We start from the raw sequence: 24,397 nt of genomic DNA on the forward strand, positions 1-24,397 counted from the left end.
TCTTGTCTGCTTTTTAGATTTTAGCTTTTTGGAGATGTTCTGCTAAAGCCAACCACGTAAGCGATAAATAAAATTACCAATATATTCTTTCAAGGCTAACGTAAATTGATGCAGGTTGTTTGTATCAGGGAGTAAATTCAGTAAAGCACCTTTGGGAGTACTAACAAGTTCTTGAAAATCACTTTGAGTCACAAGAAAGTCAGTAGGTGCAGGAATTACATCGATACCTTGACGCTGAAAAATTTTGAGCGATCGCGGCATATGCATGGCGGAAGTCACTAATAATACCCGTTGAATTCCCTTGGACTGCAAAATTTTCTTGACATTCACAGCATTTTGGTATGTGTTGAGAGAATCAGGTTCTTCCACAATTGCTGGTGATGGTATCCCAATTGATGTCAAAATACTGGCCATGTCTGCCGATTCTGATGCACCACTACCGCGCCAATCAATGCGACCACCACTGAGAATAATTACAGGAGCTTTTTTTTGGCGATATAGTTGTGCTGCGTAAATTACGCGATCGCCTGTTTCACTTAAATCTACACTAGGCCGCGGAAAAAAAGCTGATTTAGTCGCACCACCCAAAACTACAATTGCTTCAGCATTGGGCAGTTCTCCAGATGGAATATTCTGCCATTCCAGCGATCGCACCAGTGATTTAGCTACCCAAGCATTACTACACAATAGTAATAACGCTAAAGAAAAAGCGATCGCTACTGTCGCCGTGCGGGGTCTTTTGCGTAGCGTTACCAATGCTACTACTAAACTGACACTGGCTAATCCTAAAGGATAAAAAAACAGTGGCAACAATTTGGAGAGATATAAAAACATTACCTTTGCCAAAACCTAAAGCTAATCCCTCTCGCACGGCGAAAACGGCGAGTAGTTCTTCTTTTTTGCTGTTTAGTAATTCTGGTACTAGGTCTTTCTTCTCCTTCTTCCACAACTTCAACTGGTAACTGAGTTCTAGTTTCTTCTTTACTGCCCCACCAAGCAATAATCCAACCAGCACCAACAGCACCTATTCCACCAAGCAAGATACTCATAGGTGCTGGATATCCCAACCATACAAAACCGAGTAAGAAAAATAACCAGTATTTTAGTCCTGCATCAATACCATCATTAGAAGCTACGGTGGGGGCTTGAGGGCTATTTTTACTAGCACTAGTCAGCCAGCCCAAGGTAAAACCAGCAATAATTCCTAAGAAGATACTCAAAGAGGCAGGTGAACCCGTCATCATTAAGATGAAAGTTAAAAATGACCCAAATATTAATTGAGAAATAAATTCCGAAGAAAAATTAAATAAGTTGTTATTTTTTGCCATAAGTTTATTAGAGATCTAAGGGTTGAGGGGTATAAAAGTCAGGACTTAGGCACGAATGTGAGTTACTGACATTGGGTGTATGAGTGTATGAGTGTCAGGGTTTTGAACACCTACACCCCTACACCCATATACCCCTGCACCCTTCTTTTTACACCCTTTTCTCGTTCAAAAGATTTAATTGTGTCTGCTGTGGTTGAGTAGTATCCCAAGTATGAACGTAGGATAGTTCTGTAGCAGTAAAAGGTTCAGTTTGCTTGAATTGTGTTGTTAATAAATCTACAGTAGCATCAGCAATATCACCAGTACGGTTAGCAAGACGCTCTTCAAGTACTTTTAAAGGTGCAGTGCAGTAGATAATCTGGATAGGAAATTGATACTTCTTAGCTTGGGCGATCGCATCTTGACGTAGTTGTGCTTGGTCATACTTAGCATCCAAAATCACGGTGAACCCTTGATTAGCTAGTATAGTTCCCAACTTCAACAACCGAGCATAAGTTTTTTGCGTCATTTCCGGCGTATACAAATCATCGCCACCACGTTCCAATAGTGGAATTCCCCCCAAATGTTTCCGCACCGCATCTGAACGGATATGAATCGCATTAAATTGTCGGGCTAAATATTTGGCTGTAGTACTCTTTCCTGAACCTGACAACCCCGACATTAAAATTAGCCTTCCTTGTTTGGGTTGCGTATATTGCCAAGCCAGCTTGTAATATTTGGCTGCTGTTTTTGCGGCTTCTTCCTTAACTGCTGCTGGGACACCAGGATCATCTAGTAAAAATGAAGTTACCTTTGCTCGTACATAAGACTGGCGATTTAAATATATGGGCAAGACTTCTAAACCTTCCCAGTCACCAGTCTGCTCTAAATAAGTATTTAAATAAGCATTACTTAAATCTGGACGCTCTTGGGCTTCCAAATCCATCACCGCATAAGCTATATCGAACATTACATCGACAAAGCGAAACGATTCATTAAAGTCGATGCAATCAAACAGTAGAATTTTATCTTGCCACAGACAAATATTTCGTAGGTGTAAGTCTCCGTGACATTCTCGGATATAGTGATTTTCAATCCTTTTGTGAAATAATTCTTGCCTTTCAGCAAAAAATTTATCTGTATAGGCCTTGGTTTCATCAAATTGCTGCTGTGTTTGAGGCCCGCCAATGTATTTTTCTGTTTGCTCATAGTTTTCATCAAACGCAGCCCGCACTTGCGGCACTTCCCCAAAGCTGCGAATGTAATCATTAGTCTCAGTTTTAGCATGATACTGAGCTACCACCCTTCCCAATTCTTCCAAGTTACCCTCAGTTAACTTGCCTTGTGCAAACAAGTTGCTCAATAGTGTTTCTTGGGGAAACTCGCGCATTTTTACTACATACTCGACAGGTTTGCCAATTCCCCCTAGCTGATATTTTTCTTCTTCCAGTGTTATGGGTAACACTTCTAAATACAGTTCCGCCGCGCCTCGCTGATTCAGTCGTAACTCTTCGTGACAAAAATGCTGCCGTTTTTCTAAAGTGGAAAAGTCCAAAAACCCAAAATTTACTGGTTTCTTCAACTTGTAGGCGTAATCTCCCGTCAGCAGTACATAAGAAGCGTGGGTTTGGCTGAGTTGAATGGGTTCTGTTACAGGATGGGGATAAAAGCCTGGCTGTAACATCTGCTGGATTAAAGCTGGAAGAGTTACTTCTGTCATGTTTTTGGTTTGAGAGGCTAGAGGCTAGGGGTTAGGGGCTAGGAAAGAGAGATTTTTATGTCCTTCTGTAAAGTCAGAAAGGCTTAGTTAGAGGCCAGTATTTTCTAGCCTCTAGCCTTTAGTCCCTAGCCCATTTTTCACCTTTGTAGCTTACCAAAAAACCAGGGTTTTACCCCTGGTATGATCAGCAATTATTTCAAACTTAAAGTGTCAAGAAACATAAATGATTTAACTGTTCTAGCCTTTAGCAGAGGCATAGAAACTAATGTGATAAGGTGTACCCTTTGCTGGATGCACTTGAACTTCTTTGAGTACGGTTTTACCAGTCCACTGAAGCTCAGGAATGCTGAGTTCAATTTCTGTTTTGTTGACAGCCGCTTTTTTCAGCAGGCGTTCAACAACTTTGGCATCAATTACCAAAGAGATAGATTCAGTTCCATTATGGCCATACAAATTGGCAGGGATTAAACCAGAACGACGCAAAGCATTGGGTTTACTGCCTTCTGGTCGCTTTTGAGATTCAACTGTCACAGTCATTTTGATTGTCCTTTGTCATTTGTTCTTTGTCATTTGTCATTTACTAATGACAAATGACTAATATTAAGCACTCAGCAAGGAGGCAGGTGTGCCGTTTGCGTGCAGTAATGCACGTTTGGGGCCGTGAATAGGGTCTTCTACAATTATGGTTTGATCGCGGCTAGCTCCTAAGGAAACGATCGCGATCGGGACTTCCATCAATTCGGCTAAGAACTTCAGGTAGTCTAGTGCTTGCTGCGGCAAGTCTTCTAGGGTGCGGCAGTCGCTTGTAGACTTCTGCCATCCTGGTAAGGTTTTGTAGATAGGGCGACAACGGGCAAACTGACGGGAGCTGGTTGGGAAGTGTTCGCAGCGTTCGCCATCTATTTCATAGGCGACACAAACTTGAATTTCTGCTAATTCATCGAGAACATCGAGTTTGGTAATCGCCATACAGTCCATACCGTTAATCCGGACAGCGTACCGACCGATGACAGCATCAAACCAGCCACAACGCCGTTTTCGTCCGGTGGTTGTCCCAAATTCCGCACCGCGATCGCACAGGTGTTCTCCGAGTTCTCCGTCTAACTCTGTGGGGAAAGGCCCTTCGCCCACGCGGGTTGTGTAGGCTTTTGACACCCCAATTACTCGGTCTATCATTGTCGGCCCTAGCCCTGTACCTACGCAAGCTCCACCCGCGACGGGGTTAGACGAGGTAACATAGGGATAAGTCCCATGATCTAAGTCCAGGAGTGTACCTTGCGCTCCTTCAAATAAGATGTTGCGCCGCTTTTGAATTGAATCATATATTTTCAGCGATGTATCAACAACGTAAGGACGCAAGCGATCAGCATACCCCAAATATTGATCAATCACTTCTTTGGGGTCTAGGGGCGGCAAGTTGTAAAGTTTGTCTAAAATGACGTTTTTATAATTGATTGTCCACTCTAACTGGTCGCGCAGTCCTTCTGAGTCCATCAAGTCTAAAACTCTGATGCCTGTACGCTCTGATTTATCTGCATAGGTCGGGCCAATTCCTCGGCCAGTAGTGCCGATTTTATGGCTTCCCCGCCGCTCCTCGGATGCCTTATCAATTAATCGATGGTATGGCATCGTGACGTGGGCTGTTTCAGATATCAACAGTTTGGCAGTGGAAATATTAAGTTCTTCTAGTTGGTCGAGTTCTGCTATCAAAACCTGTGGATCAATGACTGTCCCACAGCCGATGATGCACTCGGTATTGGGATACAAAATACCAGAGGGAATCAGGTGAAGTTTAAAAGTTTGACCCTGGACTACGATTGTATGTCCAGCATTGACCCCCCCTTGGTAACGTACCACTACATCTGCGGAGCGGCTGAGTAAGTCAGTTATTTTACCTTTCCCTTCATCGCCCCACTGGGCACCTATGACAATGACGTTAGCCAAGAGTTTATATTAAGAGGTAAAGTTTCCACAAATTCCTATTCTATACATATAGTGTAAATTATGTCAAGAAAGTCTGAAGAAATTAAATCTTTACCTGTATATATTTATAGGAATTAGTTACAAAGTCTGTCTTTTTTTACCTTCACTCATACGCGATCGCTTTTTTAATTAACCATAGCTTTACCAAATCTTTCTCATCCGAAAGATTTTTTATTTATATATTTTTGTTAACATTATTGAAATTTTTCTACAAAAAATATTATGACTTTACACGCAGAATTACATAGGCACTTGGGCGGTTCAGTTGTACCGCGTGTTTTATGGCGTTATTTTGAACGACATTCTTCAGAATTCATTTCCCGCTTTCCCAACTATGGGGAATTTGAAGATTTTTACACTAGACCCCGTAATACTCTAGATGAATACTTGGAATTGCATACTTTAGTTGAAAGTGTGCAAACTGTAGAAACTTTGCCTTACTTTATTTATCGCTTGGTGCGGGGTGCTTATATATTTGAAAATTTGGCTTATCTAGAACTACGTTATACACCTTATCTACGTACACCGGAGCATTTAAGTCAATCAGAGAGAATTGACAAAATGGCAGAAATAGTAGAGGTGGTGGGTAAAGCCAGCCAGATACAAGAATGTCCTATTGTGACTAGCCAAATTCTGTGTATGCACACACGCCTTCCTTATGAGGTGAATAAAGCGATTATTGATTTGGCAGTACAGAACAGACAGTATGTGTGTGGGATAGATGTAGCGGGTGGTGATAGCTATTATGCTGATTGCCTGCAAGAATGGATTAGTTTGTATGATTATGCGCGATCGCAAGGCATCAACACTACCGGACACCTTTATGAAACCACTGCTGGTTGTTACCCAGAACTGTTACCTTATTTGATGCGGGTTGGTCACGGTATCCAGATTCCTTTGTTATATCCAGAGTTACTTCCAGAGATAGCAAAAAGGGGGCAGTGTTTGGAAGTTTGCCCGACAACATACATCAAAACAGGAACTTTACAAGATATCCGTCAACTCAAATTAGTTTTTGACCGTTGTTTTGATGCTGGTGTAGATATTGCGATTTGTACTGATAATGCTGGCTTACATAATGTTCGCTTGCCATTTGAATACGAGAATCTGTTGACTTATGACATTATTAACTTTAAACAGCTACAAGCTTGTCAAGATGCTGCTTTTCGTCATGCCTTTGCTTGGCCTCATCGCGATCGTCCTGCATCGTTATTAAGCGGGTTACTACAACCAGAAACTCCTAAAGTGATGGCGATGAAAGATTAATCAGAAGGGGCTAGGGATTAGAGGCTAGAGACTAGAATCAAAATGCTACTGGAAGTCGCGGCTACACAAGCAAAACCCAACTGCGCGACTTCTAAAGCCTTTATTTTTCCTACTCCCTACTCCCTATTCCCCACTCCCTAGCTAGTGTAGTTTAGGCAGCAACACCTTCTGTCGCCCCGCCAGCTGTTTTCCAGGCGATTAAACCACCTTTGATTTCACCCACCTCAGTAAATCCAGCACCGCGTAGTATCTGTGCTGCTTGCGCTGTTTGTTGTTCAGTGTCGCCATAAACATAAATATGGCGTTCCTTGTGTAGAGAAGATTTAGCGCGATTTTCCAGTTTATCGACGGGGATTTGAATTGCTCCAGTGATGTGACCGTAATTGTATGCGTTGCGATCGCGCACATCAATAATTGTAAAAGCTGGTTGGCCCCATTCTAAACGAGACTTCAAATCGTGAGCATCGGTAGCTAAATTATTACTCATAAGCATTTCTCGCTTACAACTTCATAAGAAATCTATCAAGAATCCCTGATTATCTGAGGTTTCTTTATAATTAATAAAAAATTCTGTTTAGGTGTAGAGAAAAGTACTTATCCTATTCAATGGCAATACGGTTCGGATAAGCATTTTGAACTAAAAATTGGTTTGGGGTAAGGGTTAAAGGTTTTTTCTTCCCCTTTCCCCCTTCGCCTTTCCCCTTTAACCGAACCGTATTGTATTCAATGGTGGCTTGCTGGCCTAAACTGTAATTTATGGCATCTACTATTAAAGCTTTACCAACAGAAGTCGTATATCTGATTACAGCTGGCGAGGTCATCGACTCTTTAGCATCTGTAGTCAGAGAATTAGTAGAAAATTCTTTAGATGCAGGTGCAACAAGAATTGTGGTTTATCTATGGCCGCAACAGTGGCGTATCCGCGTCGCCGACAATGGTTGTGGTATGAACATAGAAGACTTGCAACAAGCAGCCACAGCCCACAGTACTAGTAAAATTCGCTCTAGTGATGATTTATGGAAAATTAACAGCCTGGGATTTCGCGGTGAAGCTTTGCATAGCTTAACAACTCTGGCAGGCTTGGAAATTTTAAGTCGTCCAGATGGAAGTAATGTAGGATGGCGAGTTGTTTATGGCGATGATGGCAAAGCAAAAGAAATCGAAGCAACAGCGATCGCACCTGGTACAGTGGTAACAGTCTCTAATCTTTTTGGTAATTGCCCATCTCGCCGCCAAGGTTTACCCAGTGCTACACAGCAAATGAAAGCTGTACAAGCAGCAATTCATCAAATTGCCCTGTGTCATCCTCAAGTAACATGGCAAATTTGGCACAATGACAAAGTATGGTTCACAATTTCTCCAGCCGCCACTACCGGACAACTACTGCCGCAGATTTTACCGCAAGTCAGGCAAGGCGACTTACAAGAAATCAAACTCGAACTACCTCACCCACCCAACTCCCAACTCCCAACTCCCCACTCCCAACTCTCTCTAGTAGTAGGCTTACCAGACCGTTGTCATCGCCATCGTCCAGACTGGGTGCGGATAGCTATTAATGGCAGGATGGTTAAATCAGCAGAACTTGAGCAAACAATTTTATCAGCGTTTCACAGAACATTACCACGCGATCGCTATCCCATCTGTTTATTGCATTTAGCAATTTCTCCAGACCAAATTAACTGGAATCGTAACCCAGCCAAAACAGAAATATATCTCAACGAATTGAATTATTGGCAAGAACAAATCACCCAAGCAATTGACCAAGCACTCCGCATTGATTCTGGTAACTTTAAAGAAGCAGTCCACACAACTAGAGTTAGTAAATTACTCAAAGCCGCCGAAGAAAAAGGCGGTTATAACTTTAATCCTAAAAATCTTAATGAACCGGTTCAAAACCAGCATTCATTAAAAGCTGTCGCCCAAGTTAGCAACACTTATATTGTTGCTGAACATTCTAGTGGGATGTGGCTAGTAGAACAACACATTGCTCATGAACGAGTTTTGTACGAACAAATATGTGATAACTGGCAACTTGTCTCTGTTGAACCGTCAATTATTCTTTATCAATTGTCGCCAGCACAAGTTTCTCAACTGCAACGTATCGGTTTAAATATCGAAACATTTGGTGAACAACTTTGGGCAGTTCGTAATATACCTGCACTTTTACAACAGCGAGAAGACTGTGCAGAAGCAATTTTAGAACTTAGTTGGGGCGGAGACTTACAAGCTGCACAAGTTGCTGTTGCTTGTCGTAGTGCCATTCGCAACGGCACACCAATGAACCAACAGGAAATGCAAACCCTATTAGACCAATGGCAACGTACCCGTAACCCCCGCACCTGTCCTCACGGAAGACCTATTTATTTATCATTAGAAGAATCTGCCTTAGCCAGATTTTTCCGAAGACATTGGGTAATTGGTAAAAGCCACGGGATATAAGTTTTATTGGCTCATTTATACTTAATTTTCAAAACTAAAATTATCAAATTAAAAATAAAACAAATCCCATTAGCAATAATAATTGGCAAAGCATTTAGAGCCAGTCCATAAACCAACCACAATAATAGTCCACTCATAAATGTAATCAGCATGACAAAAGAAACATCTTTTGCTGATTTTGATTGCCAAGTTTTATACATTTGAGGCAAGAATGCGATGGTAGTCAATGCCCCTGCCATTAATCCTAAAATTGTTAAAAAGTCCATTATTTACCAAGTGTAGCAGTAAATTTTAGCGTGCTGTTAGGCTAAATGTTGTAATACATCAAGTTAGTGTTGATTAGGACTTACGCAAAAAACCTCTCAAATCCTCATTTATTCGTGAACTCTGTGCCTCTGCTGTACCCTGCGGGAAGCCACGCGTCTACGATTTTTAATGCCTTGTGCGTAAGCCCTGTTGATTATTCTCTTTAGTTATTTGTGAGCTTTTATTTTCTGAAGATAAGATTTAGCCCAAACATAACGATTAGGGTCTTTATTCAGTAGATAAGCTGCTGCTTCCTGACGTTTATTATCATCTTTAGTACTGCGGAATATTCGTTTAATTTCATCATCTATGTCTTCAGATTTTGCACCACGTTTTATAGCTTCTTCAAACCAATAATCACCTCTAGTATAGTCACCACGGTCATAATAAATTGCGCCCATTAAAGTATAAGGTTGATAACTATCAGGGTGATACTCCATAGCTTTCCTTGCACAATTTTCAGCATCAGCTAACTCCATATCTCTGAAAGCTCCACCTCTAGTAACTAAAATAGCTGACTTGAGCTTACTATCTTTGATTTTTTGTAAATCTAGATTAGTGATGTTTAATGCTTGTTCTGGTTCATCTGCTTTGCGCCAATAAGCACTAGCAGTAGGTATATGCCATTTACTTCCAGTACGCTGATATTCCTGTTCATAAAACTCTGCTTCTAGCTTGTAATGTGCAATGGCAATCTGACCATGACGGGACAAAATACCTTGTTCCATTAGTTGAGAAACTAAGATAATATCTAAACGTTCTTTTTTTTCCAATTTAAGCATTATTGTATAAAATAGCTCCATTGGGATATTAGGATCTATCAATCCGTATTTTCGCTTGAGAATAACAAAGTGCTGTTTTTGAGCCAACTGGATAATATTGTCATAGTTATTAGCATTTAGCCATTCCATATCTGAATCATTGAGCATTTCTCCTAAAGATATTTTAGATTTTAGGTAAAAAGCATATTGTTCATTGGCAATTTCTATAGTTTCAGTCAGCTTACGTTTTTTCAAAAAGTTAATATCTTGATCACATAAACAACTTCCTGAATCAATTTTTCTGAGAACTTTATATAGATGACACTTAGGTGATAAATCAGAATATTGAATTGCTTTATATTTAACTTTCAAACTAGCAAATTCTTGTGTTTGTTCTAATTCCTGAATAATGGAGATTGTTTCTATAAAGCCGTGCTGTGTTAGCCACTGAAGTTCATCATGGAGTAGCTTTTCTTCAGCGTCGATTTTTAGCAGAATCTTATATAAAGTATCAGAGATAGATTGATTATGGTAATTATTAGCTTGATACTTAGATTTGAGCGCAGTAAACTTGGCTTCTTTCGCTGACTCTTGTTGTTTAAAAATTTCTGCCGTTTCATAAAGTTGCTTATTAATCAGCCAATTATATTCAACATCATTTAAATGCTCATTTAAATCTAATTTTTTTAGAATTTTATATAATGTGTCATTAGGATAGCAATTTTCATATTGGCTAGCTTTATATTTACATTTAAGCTGAATAAAATCTTTTATATCTTGAGAAATTATGTAGGTATCAGTCAAATCATTTACTTTCAACCATTGATTTTCTGAATCAACAAGTAAAATACCTGAATCTAGCTTTAAAAGTATGTAATATAGCTTGCTAGTCTGCCAAGAAGTATTGTGGTTTTTAGCTTTGTATTTAGATTTTAGCTGAAAAAATTCAGCCTCTAAATTAATAAACTCTTGCTGTTTACGTTGCTGTTTTTTCTGGATAAGTTTTAGAGTTTTGTCTAAATTAGATTCTTTTAACCAGTTAGTTTCTAAATCATTGAGTTCAATGTTCAAGTCAACTTTACGTAATATGTGATACAAAATACTAGAATATGATAAATTTTGAGATTCACTTGCTTCGTATTTACACTTCAGTGTATTAAAGTGATTTAAGCGATTTTGAGATTCCTGTTTCATATTGATAGCCAGTAGTAACGTCTTTGAAATAACGTATTTTTTGCTACTGTAATACTACCCATCAAAAAGGGCGAATCTAACACCCGCCCTAAATGTAAATTATTTTTTTAAAGTAAAAGTATAATTGCTACAGCACCTTACACTGACCGTGATGGCGTAACAAATGATCGCATAATACTAACGCTACCATCGCCTCAACCATTGGAACTGCACGCGGCAACACACAAGGATCATGTCGTCCTTTCGCAGCTAATAAGGTTTCTTCACCTTCACGAGTAACTGTTTTTTGCTCTTTTCTAATAGTTGCTGTTGGCTTAAATGCAACTCGTAAAATAATATTTTCGCCGTTAGAAATGCCGCCTTGAATGCCACCAGAACGGTTAGTTACAGTCCGGATTTCACCATTCTCATCAATATAAAATTCGTCGTTATGTTCAAACCCTGTTAACAGCGTTCCGGCAAAACCCGAACCAATTTCAAAACCTTTACTAGCTGGTAAAGACATTACAGCTTTGGCAATATCGGCTTCTAATTTATCAAAAACTGGTTCACCCAAACCTTTCGGCACATTTCGCGCCACACATTCAACAACGCCACCAATAGAATCACCTTGTCTGCCAATTTGCTCAATTAATTCAATCATTTTTTGAGCGCATTCACCATCAGGACAGCGCACAATATTACTTTCTACTTGTTCTAAGGTGACACTGCTGGGGTCAACTACGCCTTCTAAATCTTTGATGCGTTTGACGTAACTGACTACTTCTACATTAGCAACTTGTCGGAGAATTTTTTTAGCGATCGCACCTGCTGCTACTCTACCAATAGTCTCCCTTGCCGATGACCTACCCCCACCTTGCCAATTGCGAATCCCGTATTTAGCATCATAGGTTGCATCCGCGTGGGAAGGGCGATACTTTTGTGCCATCTCGTCATAATCTTGGGGACGAGTATCTTTGTTCCGCACCAAAATCGATATTGGTGTACCTAGAGTTTTACCCTCAAACACACCAGACAAAATCTCACAAGTATCAGCTTCTTTACGAGGAGTGGTAATCTTACTTTGTCCTGGTCGTCTTCTATCCAACTCTAGTTGAATTTCTTCAGCAGAAATTTCCAGCTGCGGAGGACAACCATCAATCACAACTCCCACGCCTCCGCCGTGAGACTCGCCAAAAGTAGTGATCCGAAATAGATGTCCAAAAGTATTGCCCATGATATTTAGCAAAAAGGATGAGGCTTATGTATTGTACCTAGAGTTTTAGTAAAAAATTAATTTTTGTGTCTATACTTTTTTTCGTAATATTAAGCAAAAAAGTTTCTTGACTATTATCTTGATGTTATCTATGCGTGATATCAAATTAAAAAAGCGCCTCCTTTCCAGGAGACGCTTTTTTATTTAACTAAGCTTTAAGATTAGCCGTTGATAGCAGGAGCGCTGATAGCAACAGGAGCAACTTCACCAGCAGCCAAGTCTAAGGGGAAGTTGTGAGCGTTACGCTCGTGCATGACTTCCATACCTAAGTTAGCGCGGTTGATGATGTCAGCCCAGGTGTTGATGACGCGACCTTGAGAATCAATCACAGACTGGTTGAAGTTGAAACCGTTCAAGTTGAACGCCATTGTGCTTACGCCCAATGCTGTGAACCAGATTCCGATTACAGGCCAAGCAGCTAAGAAGAAGTGCAAGGAACGGCTGTTGTTGAATGAAGCGTATTGGAAGATTAAGCGACCGAAGTAACCGTGTGCGGCAACGATGTTGTAGGTTTCTTCTTCTTGACCGAACTTGTAACCGTAGTTCTGAGATTCGTTTTCGGTTGTTTCACGAACTAAGGAAGAAGTTACCAAAGAACCGTGCATTGCAGAGAACAAAGAACCACCGAATACACCAGCTACACCTAACATATGGAAGGGGTGCATCAGAATGTTGTGTTCTGCTTGGAACACGATCATGAAGTTGAATGTTCCACTGATACCCAAGGGCATACCATCAGAGAAGGAACCTTGACCGATGGGGTAGACCAAGAATACTGCGGTTGCTGCTGCTACTGGTGCAGAGAATGCTAGGCAGATCCAAGGACGCATACCTAAGCGGTAAGACAATTCCCACTCACGACCTAAGTAGCAGAATACGCCAATCAGGAAGTGGAAGATTACCAATTGGTATGGGCCACCGTTGTACAACCACTCATCTAAGGAAGCTGCTTCCCAAATGGGGTAGAAGTGTAAACCGATAGCGTTGGAGGAAGGTACTACTGCACCGGAGATGATGTTGTTGCCGTAGAGTAAGGAACCTGCAACAGGTTCACGAATACCATCGATGTCTACGGGGGGCGCAGCGATGAAGGCGATTACGAAGCAGGTGGTTGCAGCCAGTAATGTTGGGATCATCAATACGCCGAACCAACCGATGTACAGGCGATTGTTGGTGCTGGTGACCCAGTTGCAGAACTGCTCCCACACGTTTGCGCTTTTGCGCTGTTGTAAGGTTGCTGTCATAGTTTTATGATTGCGTTTGTTTTTTATGATTTATGTAGGTGTTTTCACCTGTTGTTACATATCTTAATCGAATATGTTTCAATTTGTAAAGCATTCTGAGAAAATTTTTTTTAACTTATATTGTATAAATCTCTAATACTGAGATTACATAAGGGTTTCGCTGTACAGAACGCATCATTTTTCTGGAATATTAATTGTTACAATTCTTCCGAGCTTTCTATCTTATGGCAGTTGTCAATACCTCTACCGTTAGCTATAGCCCTGCTTACACAATCGTTCCGACCTACGAGTGCTTTAATCGCTGCACTTACTGCAACTTTCGTGCCAACCCTGGAGAAAGCCCTTGGATGACTCTATCCGCAGCAGAAAAAATCTTAAAACAGCTACAAAAGCAAAGAGTATGCGAAATTCTCATTCTCAGTGGAGAAGTACACACCCATTCGCCACAGCGTCAAGCATGGTTCCAAAGAATCTACGATTTATGTAAATTAGCCCTAACCTTGGGGTTTCTCCCGCATACAAATGCTGGGCCTTTGAGTTTTGCAGAGATGCAACAATTAAAAAGCGTCAATGTTTCAATGGGTTTGATGCTAGAACAGCTAACGCCAAAATTATTAGAGACAGTTCATCGCCACGCACCGAGTAAGTTACCAGAAATCAGGCTGCAACAATTAGAGTGGGCGGGAGAGTTGCAAATTCCCTTTACAACGGGTTTACTGTTAGGGATTGGGGAAAGCTTTGATGATTGCTGGGAAACATTAGAAGCGATATCGAGTGTGCATCAGCGTCACAATCATATTCAAGAAGTTATCTTGCAACCCCATAGCCCAGGCAATTGGCAAACCTTTAACGCACCACCTTTTGACCCCCACAAATTACCAGAAGTTATAGCCAAAGCAAGGCAAATTTTACCACCAGATATAACAATTCAAATTCCGCCGAATTTAGTTAAAGATGAGCAATGGTTACTTGCTTGTATTAAATCTGGTGCCAGAGATTTTGGGGGAATTGGGCCGAAAGATGAAGTAAATCCCGATTATCCTCATCTTCAGGAACAAGAATTGAGTGACATTTTACAGCCTGCGGGTTGGGGGTTAATACCACGTTTACCCGTGTATCCGCAATTTGATAGTTGGTTGTCAGAGGAGTTGCAAAGTGCGGTAAGGCGGTGGAGAAAATTCCTATTTTGAGTTCGCACTATAGGTAAGTCAGCAGAACTGCTACTTATAGCAATAGCCAAGGTAGTTAGGACACTAGTACAAGGATACAATCTAGACAGCAAAAGACTTTTAGCTCTGTCACCTGTTATCTGTCCACTGCTATATTGTTATGCCAAAGGTAGAAGGAAGAGGGTTTTAACCTATGAAAATTCGGAAATCACACCAAACTCAGACGCTAGTTCAGCAACAGCCTAATGAGCGAATCAGGTAAAGTAAAGATAAGTAAAGAAAGCGTTAATAATTAAATGGCAGCTCTACGCTTACAAGAAATTTCTGCTCAGTTAGAAAGTTCAAATTTACGCGATCGCATGGTTGCACTTGCTAACCTGCGCCATGTCCCAGCTGAAGATGCAGTACCTCTAATCAAAAAGGTATTAGATGATGATTCCCTGCAACTGCGTTCTATGGCAATCTTTGCTTTAGGAATCAAGCAAACAGCAGAATGTTATGAAATTCTGGTAAGAATTTTACAAACAGATTCCGACTATGGCATCCGGGCTGATGCTGCTGGCGCATTAGGCTATTTAGAGGATATCAGAGCATTTGAGCCACTATCTAGAGCATTTTATGAAGATACTGATTGGCTAGTCCGCTTTAGTGCGGCTGTGGCTTTAGGTAATCTGAAAGACCCACGCGCCCACGAAGTCCTTATCCAGGCATTGGATAGTAAAGAAAAGGTCGTGCAAGAAGCCGCGATTTCTGCACTAGGAGAAATTGGTGACTTAGAAGCAGTTGATAGTATTTTAAGATTTGCCCAATCAGATGATTGGTTAGTTAGACAACGGCTTGCAGAAGCATTAGGTAATCTTCCAACCCCTAAAAGTATTTCGGCTTTAAAATACCTCGAAAAAGACAGTCATCCTAACGTTGCTGAAGCAGCAAGAATATGCCTCAAGAGGATTGAGGAAAAAGGCAAGCAAGCATAGTATTTACATCTCCTGCTACCTTTTAATAATAAGAGGGACTTTTAGTATTTTTGATGCAGGGTAATTTTATTCATGAATATTGAAGAGTTTTTTCAGTTAAGTGCTGGTAAATGGTTTTCTCATCGTACTAGCCACCACTTGGCTTTTAAACAATCTGAAGATGGCAAGTCAGACATCGTAATTGAGATGTTGGCAGCAGACCATCCAGAAGTTATCAAACTTTGTCAACAGTACGAAGTTAACCCCAGCGAGGCTAACTGTGGTGCGAGAGTTACCTGGAACGGCACGATGGAATGGGATGAAGAAAAGCACACTGGGTCAACTGTGTTAGTTACAGTACCCGATATAGATAATCCTAATGAAGGCAGACTGCTGCGAGAAATGGGTTATGCCGAAAAAGCCCCTGTCGCTGGACGTTATAAGATGGGTAGCGATGACGCACTAACTTTAACCACAGAGTACGAAACTATGTGGTCTGAAGAACGCTTATGGTTTGCTAGTCCCAATTTAAGAATGCGAGTTAGTGTTCTCAAACGCTTTGGCGGCTTTAGTATGGCTTCCTTTACTTCCGAAATTCGGATGGGTGGTAGTCCCACAACTACAAAAACTACTGAAGTGAGTAATTCAGCCTCATAGATTAGTAGAGACGCGCGATCGCGCGTCTCTATTTATTTTAAATTTGTAACAGATTAGCGATCGCTTGTGGTAACGGCAAGACAATAATTACCAACAAAGCCATAGCCATCAATCCCAAAATGTCACGTTTGTTATCCAGTTCTGAAACATCGTTCAAAGCTGGTTCATCAACTAAGGGAAGAAATAATAAAATTATTGCCCAGACAAAAAATTCTGACTGCACTAAAGACAGTAGCAGTAATAATAACCGAGAAATTTGACCAATAACTATTGCTGTTCGTTGCCCAAACATAGCATGGACAATATGACCGCCATCAAGTTGTCCCACAGGCATTAAGTTTAAGGCTGTCACAATTAATCCTAAAAAACCAGCCACTGCTACTGGATGTAAATCGATAGCAGATTGGGCTGTTAACTGACTGCCTAGTGCTAACTTAGAAAGCAACGCTAATAAAATTGAATATTTAGGATTAAGTGCATCAGGATTGAGAATTCCTGTTTTCTCGGTTAAAGCAACTATATCAGAATGGGCTAAACCCCAAAGTAATAAAGGTAATGTAGCCACAAACCCAGCAATTGGCCCGGCAATACTCACATCAAATAAAGCTTTGCGGTTAGGTACTGGACTACGCATTTGAATAAATGCGCCGAAAGTTCCTAAGAAAAAAGGTAGGGGTATAAAGTATGGCAGCGTTGAGCGGATTTTGTAGAACCTAGCTGTTAGGTAGTGGCCAAGTTCGTGAATACCCAAAATCGTAACTAATCCTAATGCATAGGGTAATCCTTGTAACAGTACAGTCGGATCAGATCTCAATGTTGTCAAATCAATACCAGCAATTCTTGTACCTACTAAGGTGGTAGTTACTAGAGTTGCAGCCAGTAATAAAAGTGCTAATCCTGGTCTAGTTAACTTGTCTGTTTGATTTCTGTTATCATCTTTAGCCGCTTGTACATTAGGTACTAAGACAAAGAAAGGTTTGCCATTCAGACCTTCTTGAAAAATTACTAAAAAGCGATCGCCAAATTGATCTTCGATATTAGCTTTAATTTGCTGATAAGCTTGATTTGGTTTAGTTCTAAGCTGACCCCGACAGATAATCGCTTGGGGTCGATACTCAATATTTTGGATGTAGTATACAGACCAGGGAAAACAATTTCGCAGCTGGCTTTCTTCTGTAAATTCAATGGGACGCACTTGTACTGGTTCTGCGGTAGGATGGATAGCCGATTGCGATGTTGCAGCTTGGGGTTCAGTTTGCTTATCTGTAGGTGCTGTCCGTCCCCCTTGAAACAACAGCCAGTATAACAAAATGCAAATAATCGACGACCAGATAATCAGTGACGGAGGTGGAGGTTGCTTTATCCCATACCTCACTGTCCATCCAGTCAATAATAATGCTGGTGTCATTAACACTAACCACAATAACCAGACAGGTGTACGCGTAATGCTAGCAGCACTGCGTTGCACCATTAGATAAGTAGCTAGTCCCAGTAGGAGGAGAAACCAAAAAGTCATGTGTTCTTTCGTAATTTGGAACAATATCCCACCAGTAGTGTCAGCACCACAGCCCTCACCACCAAGCAGACTCTAAAACCTAAATTTTTAACAATAGTTAACAGTAATTGTTACAGCTAAGTTAATTCTTAAGCAGTTCAACTCTGTAACTAGATTTGTACCACTCCTCATTTTCGTGCGGTTTTTTCTCATGTGTCCCTTACCTCAACAGCCCAGTAATACAGCTAAAGCACCACGGCCTGTACTAGATAATATTTTTGCTTTTCCACCAAATCGGGACACATTAGGGGGAACCTCCTATTTCATTGTAAGAAATGAAGGGAATATCCTCATCGATTGCCCAGCCTTAGACGAAATGAATCTAGATTTTGTGCGATCGTATGGAGGTGTACGGTGGTTAGTGATTACCCATCGTGGTGCTATCGGCAAAACCACAGAACTTCAGCAAGCCTTGGGCTTTGAAATTATAATTCAAGAACAAGAAGCTTATCTATTACCAGGTTTAACTGTTACAACGTTTATTCAAGAATTTACTCTAGCTTCTACAGTCCAAGTAATTTGGACACCTGGCCATTCTCCCGGCTCATCTTGCCTTTACTATAGCGATTTGGGCGGCGTTTTATTTTCTGGTCGCCATTTAATCCCAAATCAGCAGGGTGAACCTGTACCATTACGCACAGCCAAAACTTTTCACTGGCCTAGACAAATTAAAAGTACTCAATCTTTATTAAATCGCTTTACACCAGAAACACTTAAATATATTTGTCCTGCTGCTAATACAGGATTTCTCAGAGGTAAGCGTGTAATAGATGAAGCATATAGAAGGCTGGCTTCATTGGATTTAGCAGCTTTATTGCAGGTACAACCGATTTTATGAGGGGAGTGGAGAATGGTGTGGTGAGTAGGGAGTAGTCATAAGAAACGGGTCATAGGTTAGGAAATCACCGCAAAATTTACCCCTTGCTTCTTTACCTCTGCTTCAGCTACTCCCTACTCCCGATTCCCTATGCTTTACTACCCACAACTACCGCATTTTTAGCCAACATCTCCACTGCGGCTTGATATTGCAAATCTGCTTCTGTGGCAATTTGTTCACGGGTAATTGGCTGTTGGGTAACTAGCAAATCTGGCTTAATGCCTAATTTGTTAATATCTCGATGTTGAGGAGTTTCATATTTAGCAATAGTGACTGCTAAACCTGAACCATCAGACAATTCAAATAAAGATTGAATTAAGCCTTTACCAAAGGTAGTTTCGCCTACTAATTTGGCTCGTCCATTATCTTGCAGTGCGCCAGCCAGAATTTCACTAGCACTCGCAGTTCCTTGATTGACTAAAATTACTAAAGGATCATCTGTCAGTGCTGGGCCAAAGGCTTCAAAACTGCCCTGAATCCCTTGGCGATTAGCTGTGTAGACGACTGTGCCAGAATCTAACCACAGTCTAGCAATTTCCACTCCAGCCTGTAAAAGTCCACCTGGATTGTTGCGTAAATCCAGAATATAGGCAGCAGCGCCTTTTTTCTCTAGACTATTAATGGCGTGTGCCAACTCCATAGAAGCGTTGGCATTAAATTGAGTCAGGCGAATGTAACCAATAGGTGTACCTTGAGAAGAAGAACGTAATTGGGCGACGACAGGATTAAGTTCAATGCGATCGCGGGTTAATCTAACTTCCCTTTGTTCTTCACCTTCGCGTTCAATCAACAGCGTCACTAAACTACCAATAGGGCCTCGCATTTTGGCAGCTGCCTCGTCAAGAGTCAAGTTCTCTGTGGAAAATCCCTCAATTTTGAGAATGCGATCGCGCGGTCTAATCCCTGCTTTCTCTGCTGGTGAACCGGCGATTGGTGAAACTACTTCTAGTTTGCCTGTTTGAGGATTAAGCGCAATTTGTAAACCAACCCCAGTCAATTCTCCAGAAGTATTAACCTGTAAACTGCGATACTGTTCTGGATCTAAAAAACGGGTAAAAGGCTCATCCAGGCTTTGAAGCATAGTCCGAATCGCTGTATATGTATCTTCCTGACTTTTCAATGGCTTCGCCAGTGCCTTTTGCCTGACATCTGACCAATTCTGATGATTAAACGTGTCATCCAGATAAGAGCGATTAACAATTCGCCAAACTTCCGAAACCAGCTTTTGCTCACTCGTTAAAGCAGCAGCTTGTGGGATGACTACTCCCATCGCCAAACAAAACGCCAAAAATAATGAAATTCCAACCCGAAAAACTTGCTTTTGCATGAACCCCATTTTCAATTCCACCTGAACCCAAGGTAAACCCAAATTGCTTAGAACTGCCCAGTTCTCTTGTTTTTGATTAAAAGAGAATAGGTAACGGGCGAAGGGGAACAGAAGGTTTTGGTTAAGGATTCAAACTCTAACCAGAACATACCACTCATCGAAGTGAGGGTTTCTAGTTCCCAGACAGGAACAGGTGCGGCGGAAAAACTGTTCCCTATTGCCTATTGCCTATTGCCTATTCCCTTCTTTGATGAAATCTATCTCTCGACTATGTTACTTTTTTTATAGAAGTAGTGCATTGCTCTCATCAAATTGTTAAAGCAACTGAGGAGTACACATAGCACTCTACAAACGATAAGATCTACTTTGGAACTGACATATTAGGTGTTTGGTTGCAAAGAGAACGCCATATATTTCATCTTTACAGAGTGTTAAGTTGCTTAAAACTCTTAACATTCTGAGCGCGAAAAAGCAAACAGACAAAAGCCTTTTTTTGAAAATCCCAAAATTGCCAATTGGGAGATTTATCAACCGCAACCGATTTTTAGGAACTTGAGATTGTATGGCCAACGTTTACGACTGGTTTGAGGAACGCTTGGAAATTCAGGCGCTCGCTGAAGACGTAACAAGCAAGTACGTCCCTCCCCACGTCAACATCTTTTACTGCCTGGGTGGAATTACCTTAACTTGCTTTCTCATCCAGTTCGCCACTGGATTTGCCATGACGTTCTACTACAAGCCAACAGTTGCTGAAGCTTACTCTTCGGTGCAGTACATCATGAACGAAGTGAACTTCGGTTGGTTAATTCGCTCCATCCATCGCTGGTCTGCCAGCATGATGGTGTTGATGATGATTCTGCACGTCTTCCGGGTTTACTTGACTGGTGGTTTTAAAAAGCCCCGCGAACTGACCTGGGTTAGTGGTGTAATCATGGCTGTAATCACCGTTTCCTTTGGAGTTACAGGTTACTCTCTACCTTGGGATCAGGTTGGCTACTGGGCTGTGAAAATCGTTAGCGGTGTACCAGAAGCAATTCCTGTAGTTGGAGTACTAATTTCTGACCTACTGCGTGGTGGTTCCAGTGTTGGTCAGGCAACCTTAACTCGTTACTACAGCGCCCACACCTTTGTTTTGCCTTGGTTAATTGCAGTCTTCATGCTGTTCCACTTCTTGATGATCCGCAAGCAAGGCATTTCTGGGCCTTTGTAATCTAAATTTATTCAGCCAAAATGTGAAAAGGTAATAGCTATTTCCAGATAGAGTTTTTCTTGAAACTGGCAAGCTAAAAAATCCTTAACCAAGGTTATGCCCAAGACGCGATCGCGCGATTGAACCTAGATTAAGGTAGCCTCTAAACAGATGGCTGGCATAAATGCTTTAACTGAAATTCCGCAGGAGAGCGCATTTAAAAATGGCAACACTGAAAAAACCCGATCTGAGCGATCCTATTCTGAGAGCTAAACTGGCCAAAGGCATGGGTCACAACTATTATGGTGAACCCGCTTGGCCTAATGACCTACTTTACATATTCCCAGTTGTAATTATGGGATCTTTCGCTTGTCTTGTGGCTCTAGCTGTACTAGATCCAGCAATGACAGGGGAACCAGCAGATCCATTTGCAACACCATTGGAAATTCTGCCTGAGTGGTACTTGTACCCTGTATTCCAAATTTTGCGATCGCTTCCTAACAAACTGTTGGGAGTTTTAGCAATGGCTGCTGTACCCTTGGGACTAATTCTTGTTCCCTTTATCGAGAACGTGAACAAGTTCCAAAACCCCTTCCGTCGTCCAGTTGCGACTACAGTATTTCTATTCGGTACTCTCGTAACTCTGTGGTTGGGTATTGGTGCAGCGTTGCCTCTAGATAAATCCTTGACCTTGGGACTTTTCTAAATTAGATTAGTTACCAAAAAGTGCGTTGACGCTTGTAGGTTTCAATAGCATATAAAAGGATTTGAGTGGTGTTAAACACCACTCAATATTCTCAGAAAATATGCTGTTGAAACCAATAACAAGCGTCAATTTTAGTAATCCAGGTAGCAACTTGAGTGTTAGTTTTGGAAAAACAGCTATTCCAAAACTTCAAATCATCAAAACTCCCAAAATTTCGGATTTTAGATGGGTAATTTTACGTTTGTTTCGCCGCCAAGCGACAGGGCTTTAACCGCAAAACTCATCCAAAATCCAAAACCCACAATTCAAAACCCAAAATCTAAAATTGATACGCTCAAAAAGTAAACACATTTTTTATAAAATATTGAAGTCACGGTCAATGCTGAGCATGGTGGGCATGGTGGAGCGAGACCATTTGACGGTAAGGAGCGAACTAACGCTCTTAAATAGAGTTCAACAATGGTTTGAGCAATTTTGTCTGCAATATGTATTTCAATTCGGTTGGACACAAAACCAAGTCTATCGAGTCAATTTAGCATTAGCTGAGGGCTTTACCAATGCAGTGCGTCATGCTCATCGGTTTTTACCACCGGAAACAACCATAGAGATTGAAGTTAGCCTGTGGGCTGACAGGATGGAAATTAGAATTTGGGATTATGGCAACCCTTTTAATCCTGATGCGATCGCCGAGCCAAAACCTGGTACTCCGCAAGTAGGAGGCTATGGATGGTTTTTATTGCGACGTTTAACTGATCGGGTTGTATATGAACGTAGTCCGGATGGTAGAAATTGTCTCTTAATTGTCAAATACGCTAGTAAATAAAGTTTCTCCATAGAAGATACAGAAACTTATTATTAACTAGAAAAACTCAGTATAAAAAAAAATCATCAGTCTAGTAAAGTCAGCATACGATTTGTAATTATTCTTTTGTTAGGATTTGGCAGCAGCATTGTGAAAACTATGCTGCCAAACAGTGAAACTTAATATACATAAAACGTAAATGCTGATTGATGTAGTGGGAAAGAACCCGGCAACAGGTAACAAAAATAACCCTAAAACAGATTATGTATTTGTTTTTATAGAAATTTTTGCTTGTGAAGGTGGTATTCAATCCTATGTAAAAGATATTTTTCAAGGTTATTTGGAATTGAGCGGAGAATATAACGCCGAAGTATTTTTATTACGAGATAGCTCTAACTGCTTGAATCCTTTTGAGTCTGATAGTTTTAAGTTCCATTATTTTAAAAATAAATCTGCTCAGATGGGCAGAATTAGCCTGTTAGGAGCTTTACTGAAGTGTCTTTTGCAAAAACGCCCTCAGCACGTTTTTTGTGGTCATATTAACTTAGCACCGCTAATCCAGACTCTTTGCCAACCTTTAGGTATTCCCTACACAGTCCTTACTTACGGTAAAGAAGTATGGGAACCACTAAATAATCAACAACGCCGCGCACTCACCGCCGCTAGCGAAATTTGGACAATTAGCCGCTATAGCCGCGATCGCGCTTGTGCTGCTAACGGTATTGACCCTAACAAAGTTAAAATGCTTCCCTGTGCAATTGATGGGGATAAATTCACGCCAGGGATAAAGCAACCAGAATTAATGACCAAGTATGGCTTAACAGATGCCAAAGTTTTGATGACCGTGGCGCGCCTGTGGTCGGGAGATATTTACAAAGGTGTAGATGTCACAATTCGGGCATTACCAAAAATTGCTCAGGTGTTTCCAGAGGTCAAATATTTGGTGATTGGTCGTGGTGATGACCAACCAAGATTGGCACAATTAGCCCAAGATTTAGGTGTAAGCGATCGCGTTGTGTTTGCTGGTTTTGTCCCAACAGAAGATTTAATCGCCCATTATCGCCTAGCTGATGCGTACATCATGCCTTCTCAAGAAGGCTTTGGAATTGTTTATTTAGAAGCAATGGCTTGTGGTGTACCAGTGTTATCTGGTGATGCAGATGGTTCAGCAGACCCCTTGCAAGATGGCAAAGTAGGCTGGCGAGTCCCCCACCGCGATGCTGATGCAGTCGCCGCAGCTTGTATTGAAATTCTTCGTGGAGAAGACCAACGTTGTGATCCACAGTGGTTGCGAGAACAAGCGATCGCTCATTTTGGCATCACAGCCTTTCGACAGCAGTTGTTGTCATTAGTCAAGGGTCAAGAAGAAGGGTGTAGGGGAAAATCAATGGGGGCTTGAACCTACAACTGATCTAAGACCACCAAATCTACGATTTTGGTGGGGGCTTTGACTCGAAGGTGGTTTCTCTTCAGGATGTACAAAAATACAATTTTCTCTTCCCCCCCACACCCTACACCCTAGTTTTGGTCAAAATATCCCTTTCATCAGTTCTGAACTGCTAACCATTAACGTGAGTTCGACGGAGCTAAAAAACCCCTCTCCAAACCTCTCCCCCTGTGGGGGAGAGGCTTTGAAACCCTTATCTTTCGTTGAAATATCACAATGTTTTAGCCCCTCTCCGCG

At 41.2% G+C, this 24,397-nt stretch carries 22 protein-coding genes; 10 read left to right on the top strand and 12 right to left on the bottom strand.

All coding sequences use genetic code 11. The features are described from left to right. Positions 1–42: 42 nt before the first annotated feature. From H6G76_RS25160 to H6G76_RS25180, 5 genes are all read right to left on the bottom strand, one after another. On the bottom strand, positions 43–834 hold the full coding sequence (locus H6G76_RS25160; RefSeq protein ID WP_190707182.1) for a YdcF family protein: 792 nt from the start codon (positions 832–834) through the stop codon (positions 43–45). After that, positions 834–1,328, bottom strand: a complete 495-nt coding sequence (locus tag H6G76_RS25165) for a hypothetical protein (protein WP_190707185.1) — start codon at positions 1,326–1,328, stop codon at positions 834–836. Before H6G76_RS25165 ends, H6G76_RS25160 begins: the two co-directional genes overlap by 1 nt. Positions 1,329–1,476: 148 nt before the next feature. After that, positions 1,477–3,027, bottom strand: a complete 1,551-nt coding sequence (locus H6G76_RS25170; protein ID WP_190707188.1) for an AAA family ATPase — start codon at positions 3,025–3,027, stop codon at positions 1,477–1,479. Between the two features lie 237 nt (positions 3,028–3,264). Next, positions 3,265–3,564, bottom strand: a complete 300-nt coding sequence (gene rplY / locus H6G76_RS25175) for a 50S ribosomal protein L25 (protein WP_190707190.1) — start codon at positions 3,562–3,564, stop codon at positions 3,265–3,267. 63 nt (positions 3,565–3,627) lie between these two features. Further along, on the bottom strand, positions 3,628–4,971 hold the full coding sequence (locus H6G76_RS25180; protein WP_190707193.1) for an adenylosuccinate synthase: 1,344 nt from the start codon (positions 4,969–4,971) through the stop codon (positions 3,628–3,630). Between the two features lie 261 nt (positions 4,972–5,232). On the opposite strand from H6G76_RS25180, the gene H6G76_RS25185 reads away from it, so the two are divergent. Further along, positions 5,233–6,276 (top strand): adenosine deaminase, encoded by a 1,044-nt coding sequence (locus tag H6G76_RS25185; protein ID WP_190707196.1) that lies wholly within the window; start codon positions 5,233–5,235, stop codon positions 6,274–6,276. Between the two features lie 151 nt (positions 6,277–6,427). Here the strand turns inward: H6G76_RS25185 and H6G76_RS25190 are convergent, their stop codons facing one another. Then, positions 6,428–6,763 (bottom strand): rhodanese-like domain-containing protein, encoded by a 336-nt coding sequence (locus H6G76_RS25190; RefSeq protein ID WP_190707197.1) that lies wholly within the window; start codon positions 6,761–6,763, stop codon positions 6,428–6,430. Positions 6,764–7,032: 269 nt separating this feature from the next. Between H6G76_RS25190 and mutL the strand changes: the two genes are divergently transcribed. Continuing rightward, complete coding sequence (gene mutL / locus H6G76_RS25195) at positions 7,033–8,715, top strand: DNA mismatch repair endonuclease MutL (RefSeq protein ID WP_190707200.1); 1,683 nt, start codon at positions 7,033–7,035, stop codon at positions 8,713–8,715. 11 nt (positions 8,716–8,726) lie between these two features. On the opposite strand, the gene H6G76_RS25200 is transcribed toward mutL, so the two are convergent. From H6G76_RS25200 to psbA, 4 genes are all read right to left on the bottom strand, one after another. After that, positions 8,727–8,981 carry a SemiSWEET transporter gene (locus H6G76_RS25200; protein WP_190707203.1) on the bottom strand — a complete coding sequence of 85 codons (255 nt, stop codon included), beginning with the start codon at positions 8,979–8,981 and terminating at the stop codon, positions 8,727–8,729. Between the two features lie 207 nt (positions 8,982–9,188). After that, positions 9,189–10,976, bottom strand: coding sequence for a M48 family metallopeptidase (locus tag H6G76_RS25205; protein WP_190707206.1), 1,788 nt, complete (start codon positions 10,974–10,976; stop codon positions 9,189–9,191). Positions 10,977–11,103: 127 nt separating this feature from the next. Next, positions 11,104–12,192, bottom strand: a complete 1,089-nt coding sequence (gene aroC / locus H6G76_RS25210; RefSeq protein WP_190707209.1) for a chorismate synthase — start codon at positions 12,190–12,192, stop codon at positions 11,104–11,106. A gap of 200 nt (positions 12,193–12,392) precedes the next feature. After that, positions 12,393–13,475 (bottom strand): photosystem II q(b) protein, encoded by a 1,083-nt coding sequence (psbA, locus tag H6G76_RS25215; RefSeq protein ID WP_190707212.1) that lies wholly within the window; start codon positions 13,473–13,475, stop codon positions 12,393–12,395. Positions 13,476–13,699: 224 nt separating this feature from the next. Here psbA and cofG point away from each other — a divergent pair, with 224 nt between their 5' ends. From cofG to H6G76_RS25230, 3 genes are all read left to right on the top strand, one after another. Then, a complete protein-coding gene (gene cofG / locus H6G76_RS25220) occupies positions 13,700–14,665 on the top strand; it encodes a 7,8-didemethyl-8-hydroxy-5-deazariboflavin synthase subunit CofG (RefSeq protein WP_190707215.1) in 966 nt (321 codons plus the stop codon). 275 nt (positions 14,666–14,940) lie between these two features. Beyond that, positions 14,941–15,621 carry a HEAT repeat domain-containing protein gene (locus tag H6G76_RS25225; RefSeq protein ID WP_190707218.1) on the top strand — a complete coding sequence of 227 codons (681 nt, stop codon included), beginning with the start codon at positions 14,941–14,943 and terminating at the stop codon, positions 15,619–15,621. A 72-nt stretch (positions 15,622–15,693) separates the two neighbouring features. Beyond that, positions 15,694–16,257, top strand: coding sequence for a phycobiliprotein lyase (locus H6G76_RS25230; protein WP_190707221.1), 564 nt, complete (start codon positions 15,694–15,696; stop codon positions 16,255–16,257). Between the two features lie 37 nt (positions 16,258–16,294). On the opposite strand, the gene H6G76_RS25235 is transcribed toward H6G76_RS25230, so the two are convergent. After that, positions 16,295–17,773, bottom strand: a complete 1,479-nt coding sequence (locus tag H6G76_RS25235) for a site-2 protease family protein (protein ID WP_190707224.1) — start codon at positions 17,771–17,773, stop codon at positions 16,295–16,297. A gap of 190 nt (positions 17,774–17,963) precedes the next feature. On the opposite strand from H6G76_RS25235, the gene H6G76_RS25240 reads away from it, so the two are divergent. Next, positions 17,964–18,650 (top strand): MBL fold metallo-hydrolase, encoded by a 687-nt coding sequence (locus tag H6G76_RS25240; protein WP_190707227.1) that lies wholly within the window; start codon positions 17,964–17,966, stop codon positions 18,648–18,650. Between the two features lie 127 nt (positions 18,651–18,777). Here the strand turns inward: H6G76_RS25240 and ctpA are convergent, their stop codons facing one another. Beyond that, positions 18,778–20,025 (bottom strand): carboxyl-terminal processing protease CtpA, encoded by a 1,248-nt coding sequence (gene ctpA, locus H6G76_RS25245; protein ID WP_190707229.1) that lies wholly within the window; start codon positions 20,023–20,025, stop codon positions 18,778–18,780. Positions 20,026–20,578: 553 nt separating this feature from the next. Between ctpA and petB the strand changes: the two genes are divergently transcribed. The 4 genes from petB to H6G76_RS25265 all read left to right on the top strand — a co-directional run bounded on the left by petB (position 20,579) and on the right by H6G76_RS25265 (position 24,112). Further along, positions 20,579–21,226, top strand: coding sequence for a cytochrome b6 (petB, locus tag H6G76_RS25250; protein ID WP_190707232.1), 648 nt, complete (start codon positions 20,579–20,581; stop codon positions 21,224–21,226). A 202-nt stretch (positions 21,227–21,428) separates the two neighbouring features. Then, positions 21,429–21,911, top strand: a complete 483-nt coding sequence (petD, locus tag H6G76_RS25255) for a cytochrome b6-f complex subunit IV (RefSeq protein ID WP_190707235.1) — start codon at positions 21,429–21,431, stop codon at positions 21,909–21,911. A gap of 388 nt (positions 21,912–22,299) precedes the next feature. Next, positions 22,300–22,734 carry an anti-sigma regulatory factor gene (locus tag H6G76_RS25260; protein ID WP_190707248.1) on the top strand — a complete coding sequence of 145 codons (435 nt, stop codon included), beginning with the start codon at positions 22,300–22,302 and terminating at the stop codon, positions 22,732–22,734. Positions 22,735–22,912: 178 nt separating this feature from the next. Continuing rightward, the gene (locus H6G76_RS25265) at positions 22,913–24,112 is read left to right on the top strand and encodes a glycosyltransferase family 4 protein (RefSeq protein ID WP_190707238.1); all 1,200 of its coding nucleotides are present in this window, start codon (positions 22,913–22,915) and stop codon (positions 24,110–24,112) included. The last annotated feature ends 285 nt before the right edge of the window (positions 24,113–24,397 follow it).

Source organism: Nostoc sp. FACHB-152, assembly GCF_014697475.1.
Classification (GTDB): Bacteria; Cyanobacteriota; Cyanobacteriia; order Cyanobacteriales; family Nostocaceae; genus Nostoc_B.

Excerpts from the sequence above, each read along its gene's own strand:
- H6G76_RS25160 (WP_190707182.1), bottom strand. The coding sequence starts at position 834 with ATGTTTTTATATCTCTCCAAATTGTTGCCACTGTTTTTTTATCCTTTA.
- H6G76_RS25165 (WP_190707185.1), bottom strand. The coding sequence starts at position 1,328 with ATGGCAAAAAATAACAACTTATTTAATTTTTCTTCGGAATTTATTTCT.
- H6G76_RS25170 (WP_190707188.1), bottom strand. The coding sequence starts at position 3,027 with ATGACAGAAGTAACTCTTCCAGCTTTAATCCAGCAGATGTTACAGCCA.
- rplY (WP_190707190.1), bottom strand. The coding sequence starts at position 3,564 with ATGACTGTGACAGTTGAATCTCAAAAGCGACCAGAAGGCAGTAAACCC.
- H6G76_RS25185 (WP_190707196.1), top strand. The coding sequence starts at position 5,233 with ATGACTTTACACGCAGAATTACATAGGCACTTGGGCGGTTCAGTTGTA.
- H6G76_RS25190 (WP_190707197.1), bottom strand. The coding sequence starts at position 6,763 with ATGAGTAATAATTTAGCTACCGATGCTCACGATTTGAAGTCTCGTTTA.
- mutL (WP_190707200.1), top strand. The coding sequence starts at position 7,033 with ATGGCATCTACTATTAAAGCTTTACCAACAGAAGTCGTATATCTGATT.
- H6G76_RS25200 (WP_190707203.1), bottom strand. The coding sequence starts at position 8,981 with ATGGACTTTTTAACAATTTTAGGATTAATGGCAGGGGCATTGACTACC.
- H6G76_RS25205 (WP_190707206.1), bottom strand. The coding sequence starts at position 10,976 with ATGAAACAGGAATCTCAAAATCGCTTAAATCACTTTAATACACTGAAG.
- aroC (WP_190707209.1), bottom strand. The coding sequence starts at position 12,192 with ATGGGCAATACTTTTGGACATCTATTTCGGATCACTACTTTTGGCGAG.
- psbA (WP_190707212.1), bottom strand. The coding sequence starts at position 13,475 with ATGACAGCAACCTTACAACAGCGCAAAAGCGCAAACGTGTGGGAGCAG.
- cofG (WP_190707215.1), top strand. The coding sequence starts at position 13,700 with ATGGCAGTTGTCAATACCTCTACCGTTAGCTATAGCCCTGCTTACACA.
- H6G76_RS25225 (WP_190707218.1), top strand. The coding sequence starts at position 14,941 with ATGGCAGCTCTACGCTTACAAGAAATTTCTGCTCAGTTAGAAAGTTCA.
- H6G76_RS25230 (WP_190707221.1), top strand. The coding sequence starts at position 15,694 with ATGAATATTGAAGAGTTTTTTCAGTTAAGTGCTGGTAAATGGTTTTCT.
- H6G76_RS25235 (WP_190707224.1), bottom strand. The coding sequence starts at position 17,773 with ATGACTTTTTGGTTTCTCCTCCTACTGGGACTAGCTACTTATCTAATG.
- H6G76_RS25240 (WP_190707227.1), top strand. The coding sequence starts at position 17,964 with ATGTGTCCCTTACCTCAACAGCCCAGTAATACAGCTAAAGCACCACGG.
- ctpA (WP_190707229.1), bottom strand. The coding sequence starts at position 20,025 with ATGGGGTTCATGCAAAAGCAAGTTTTTCGGGTTGGAATTTCATTATTT.
- petB (WP_190707232.1), top strand. The coding sequence starts at position 20,579 with ATGGCCAACGTTTACGACTGGTTTGAGGAACGCTTGGAAATTCAGGCG.
- petD (WP_190707235.1), top strand. The coding sequence starts at position 21,429 with ATGGCAACACTGAAAAAACCCGATCTGAGCGATCCTATTCTGAGAGCT.
- H6G76_RS25260 (WP_190707248.1), top strand. The coding sequence starts at position 22,300 with ATGGTGGGCATGGTGGAGCGAGACCATTTGACGGTAAGGAGCGAACTA.
- H6G76_RS25265 (WP_190707238.1), top strand. The coding sequence starts at position 22,913 with ATGCTGATTGATGTAGTGGGAAAGAACCCGGCAACAGGTAACAAAAAT.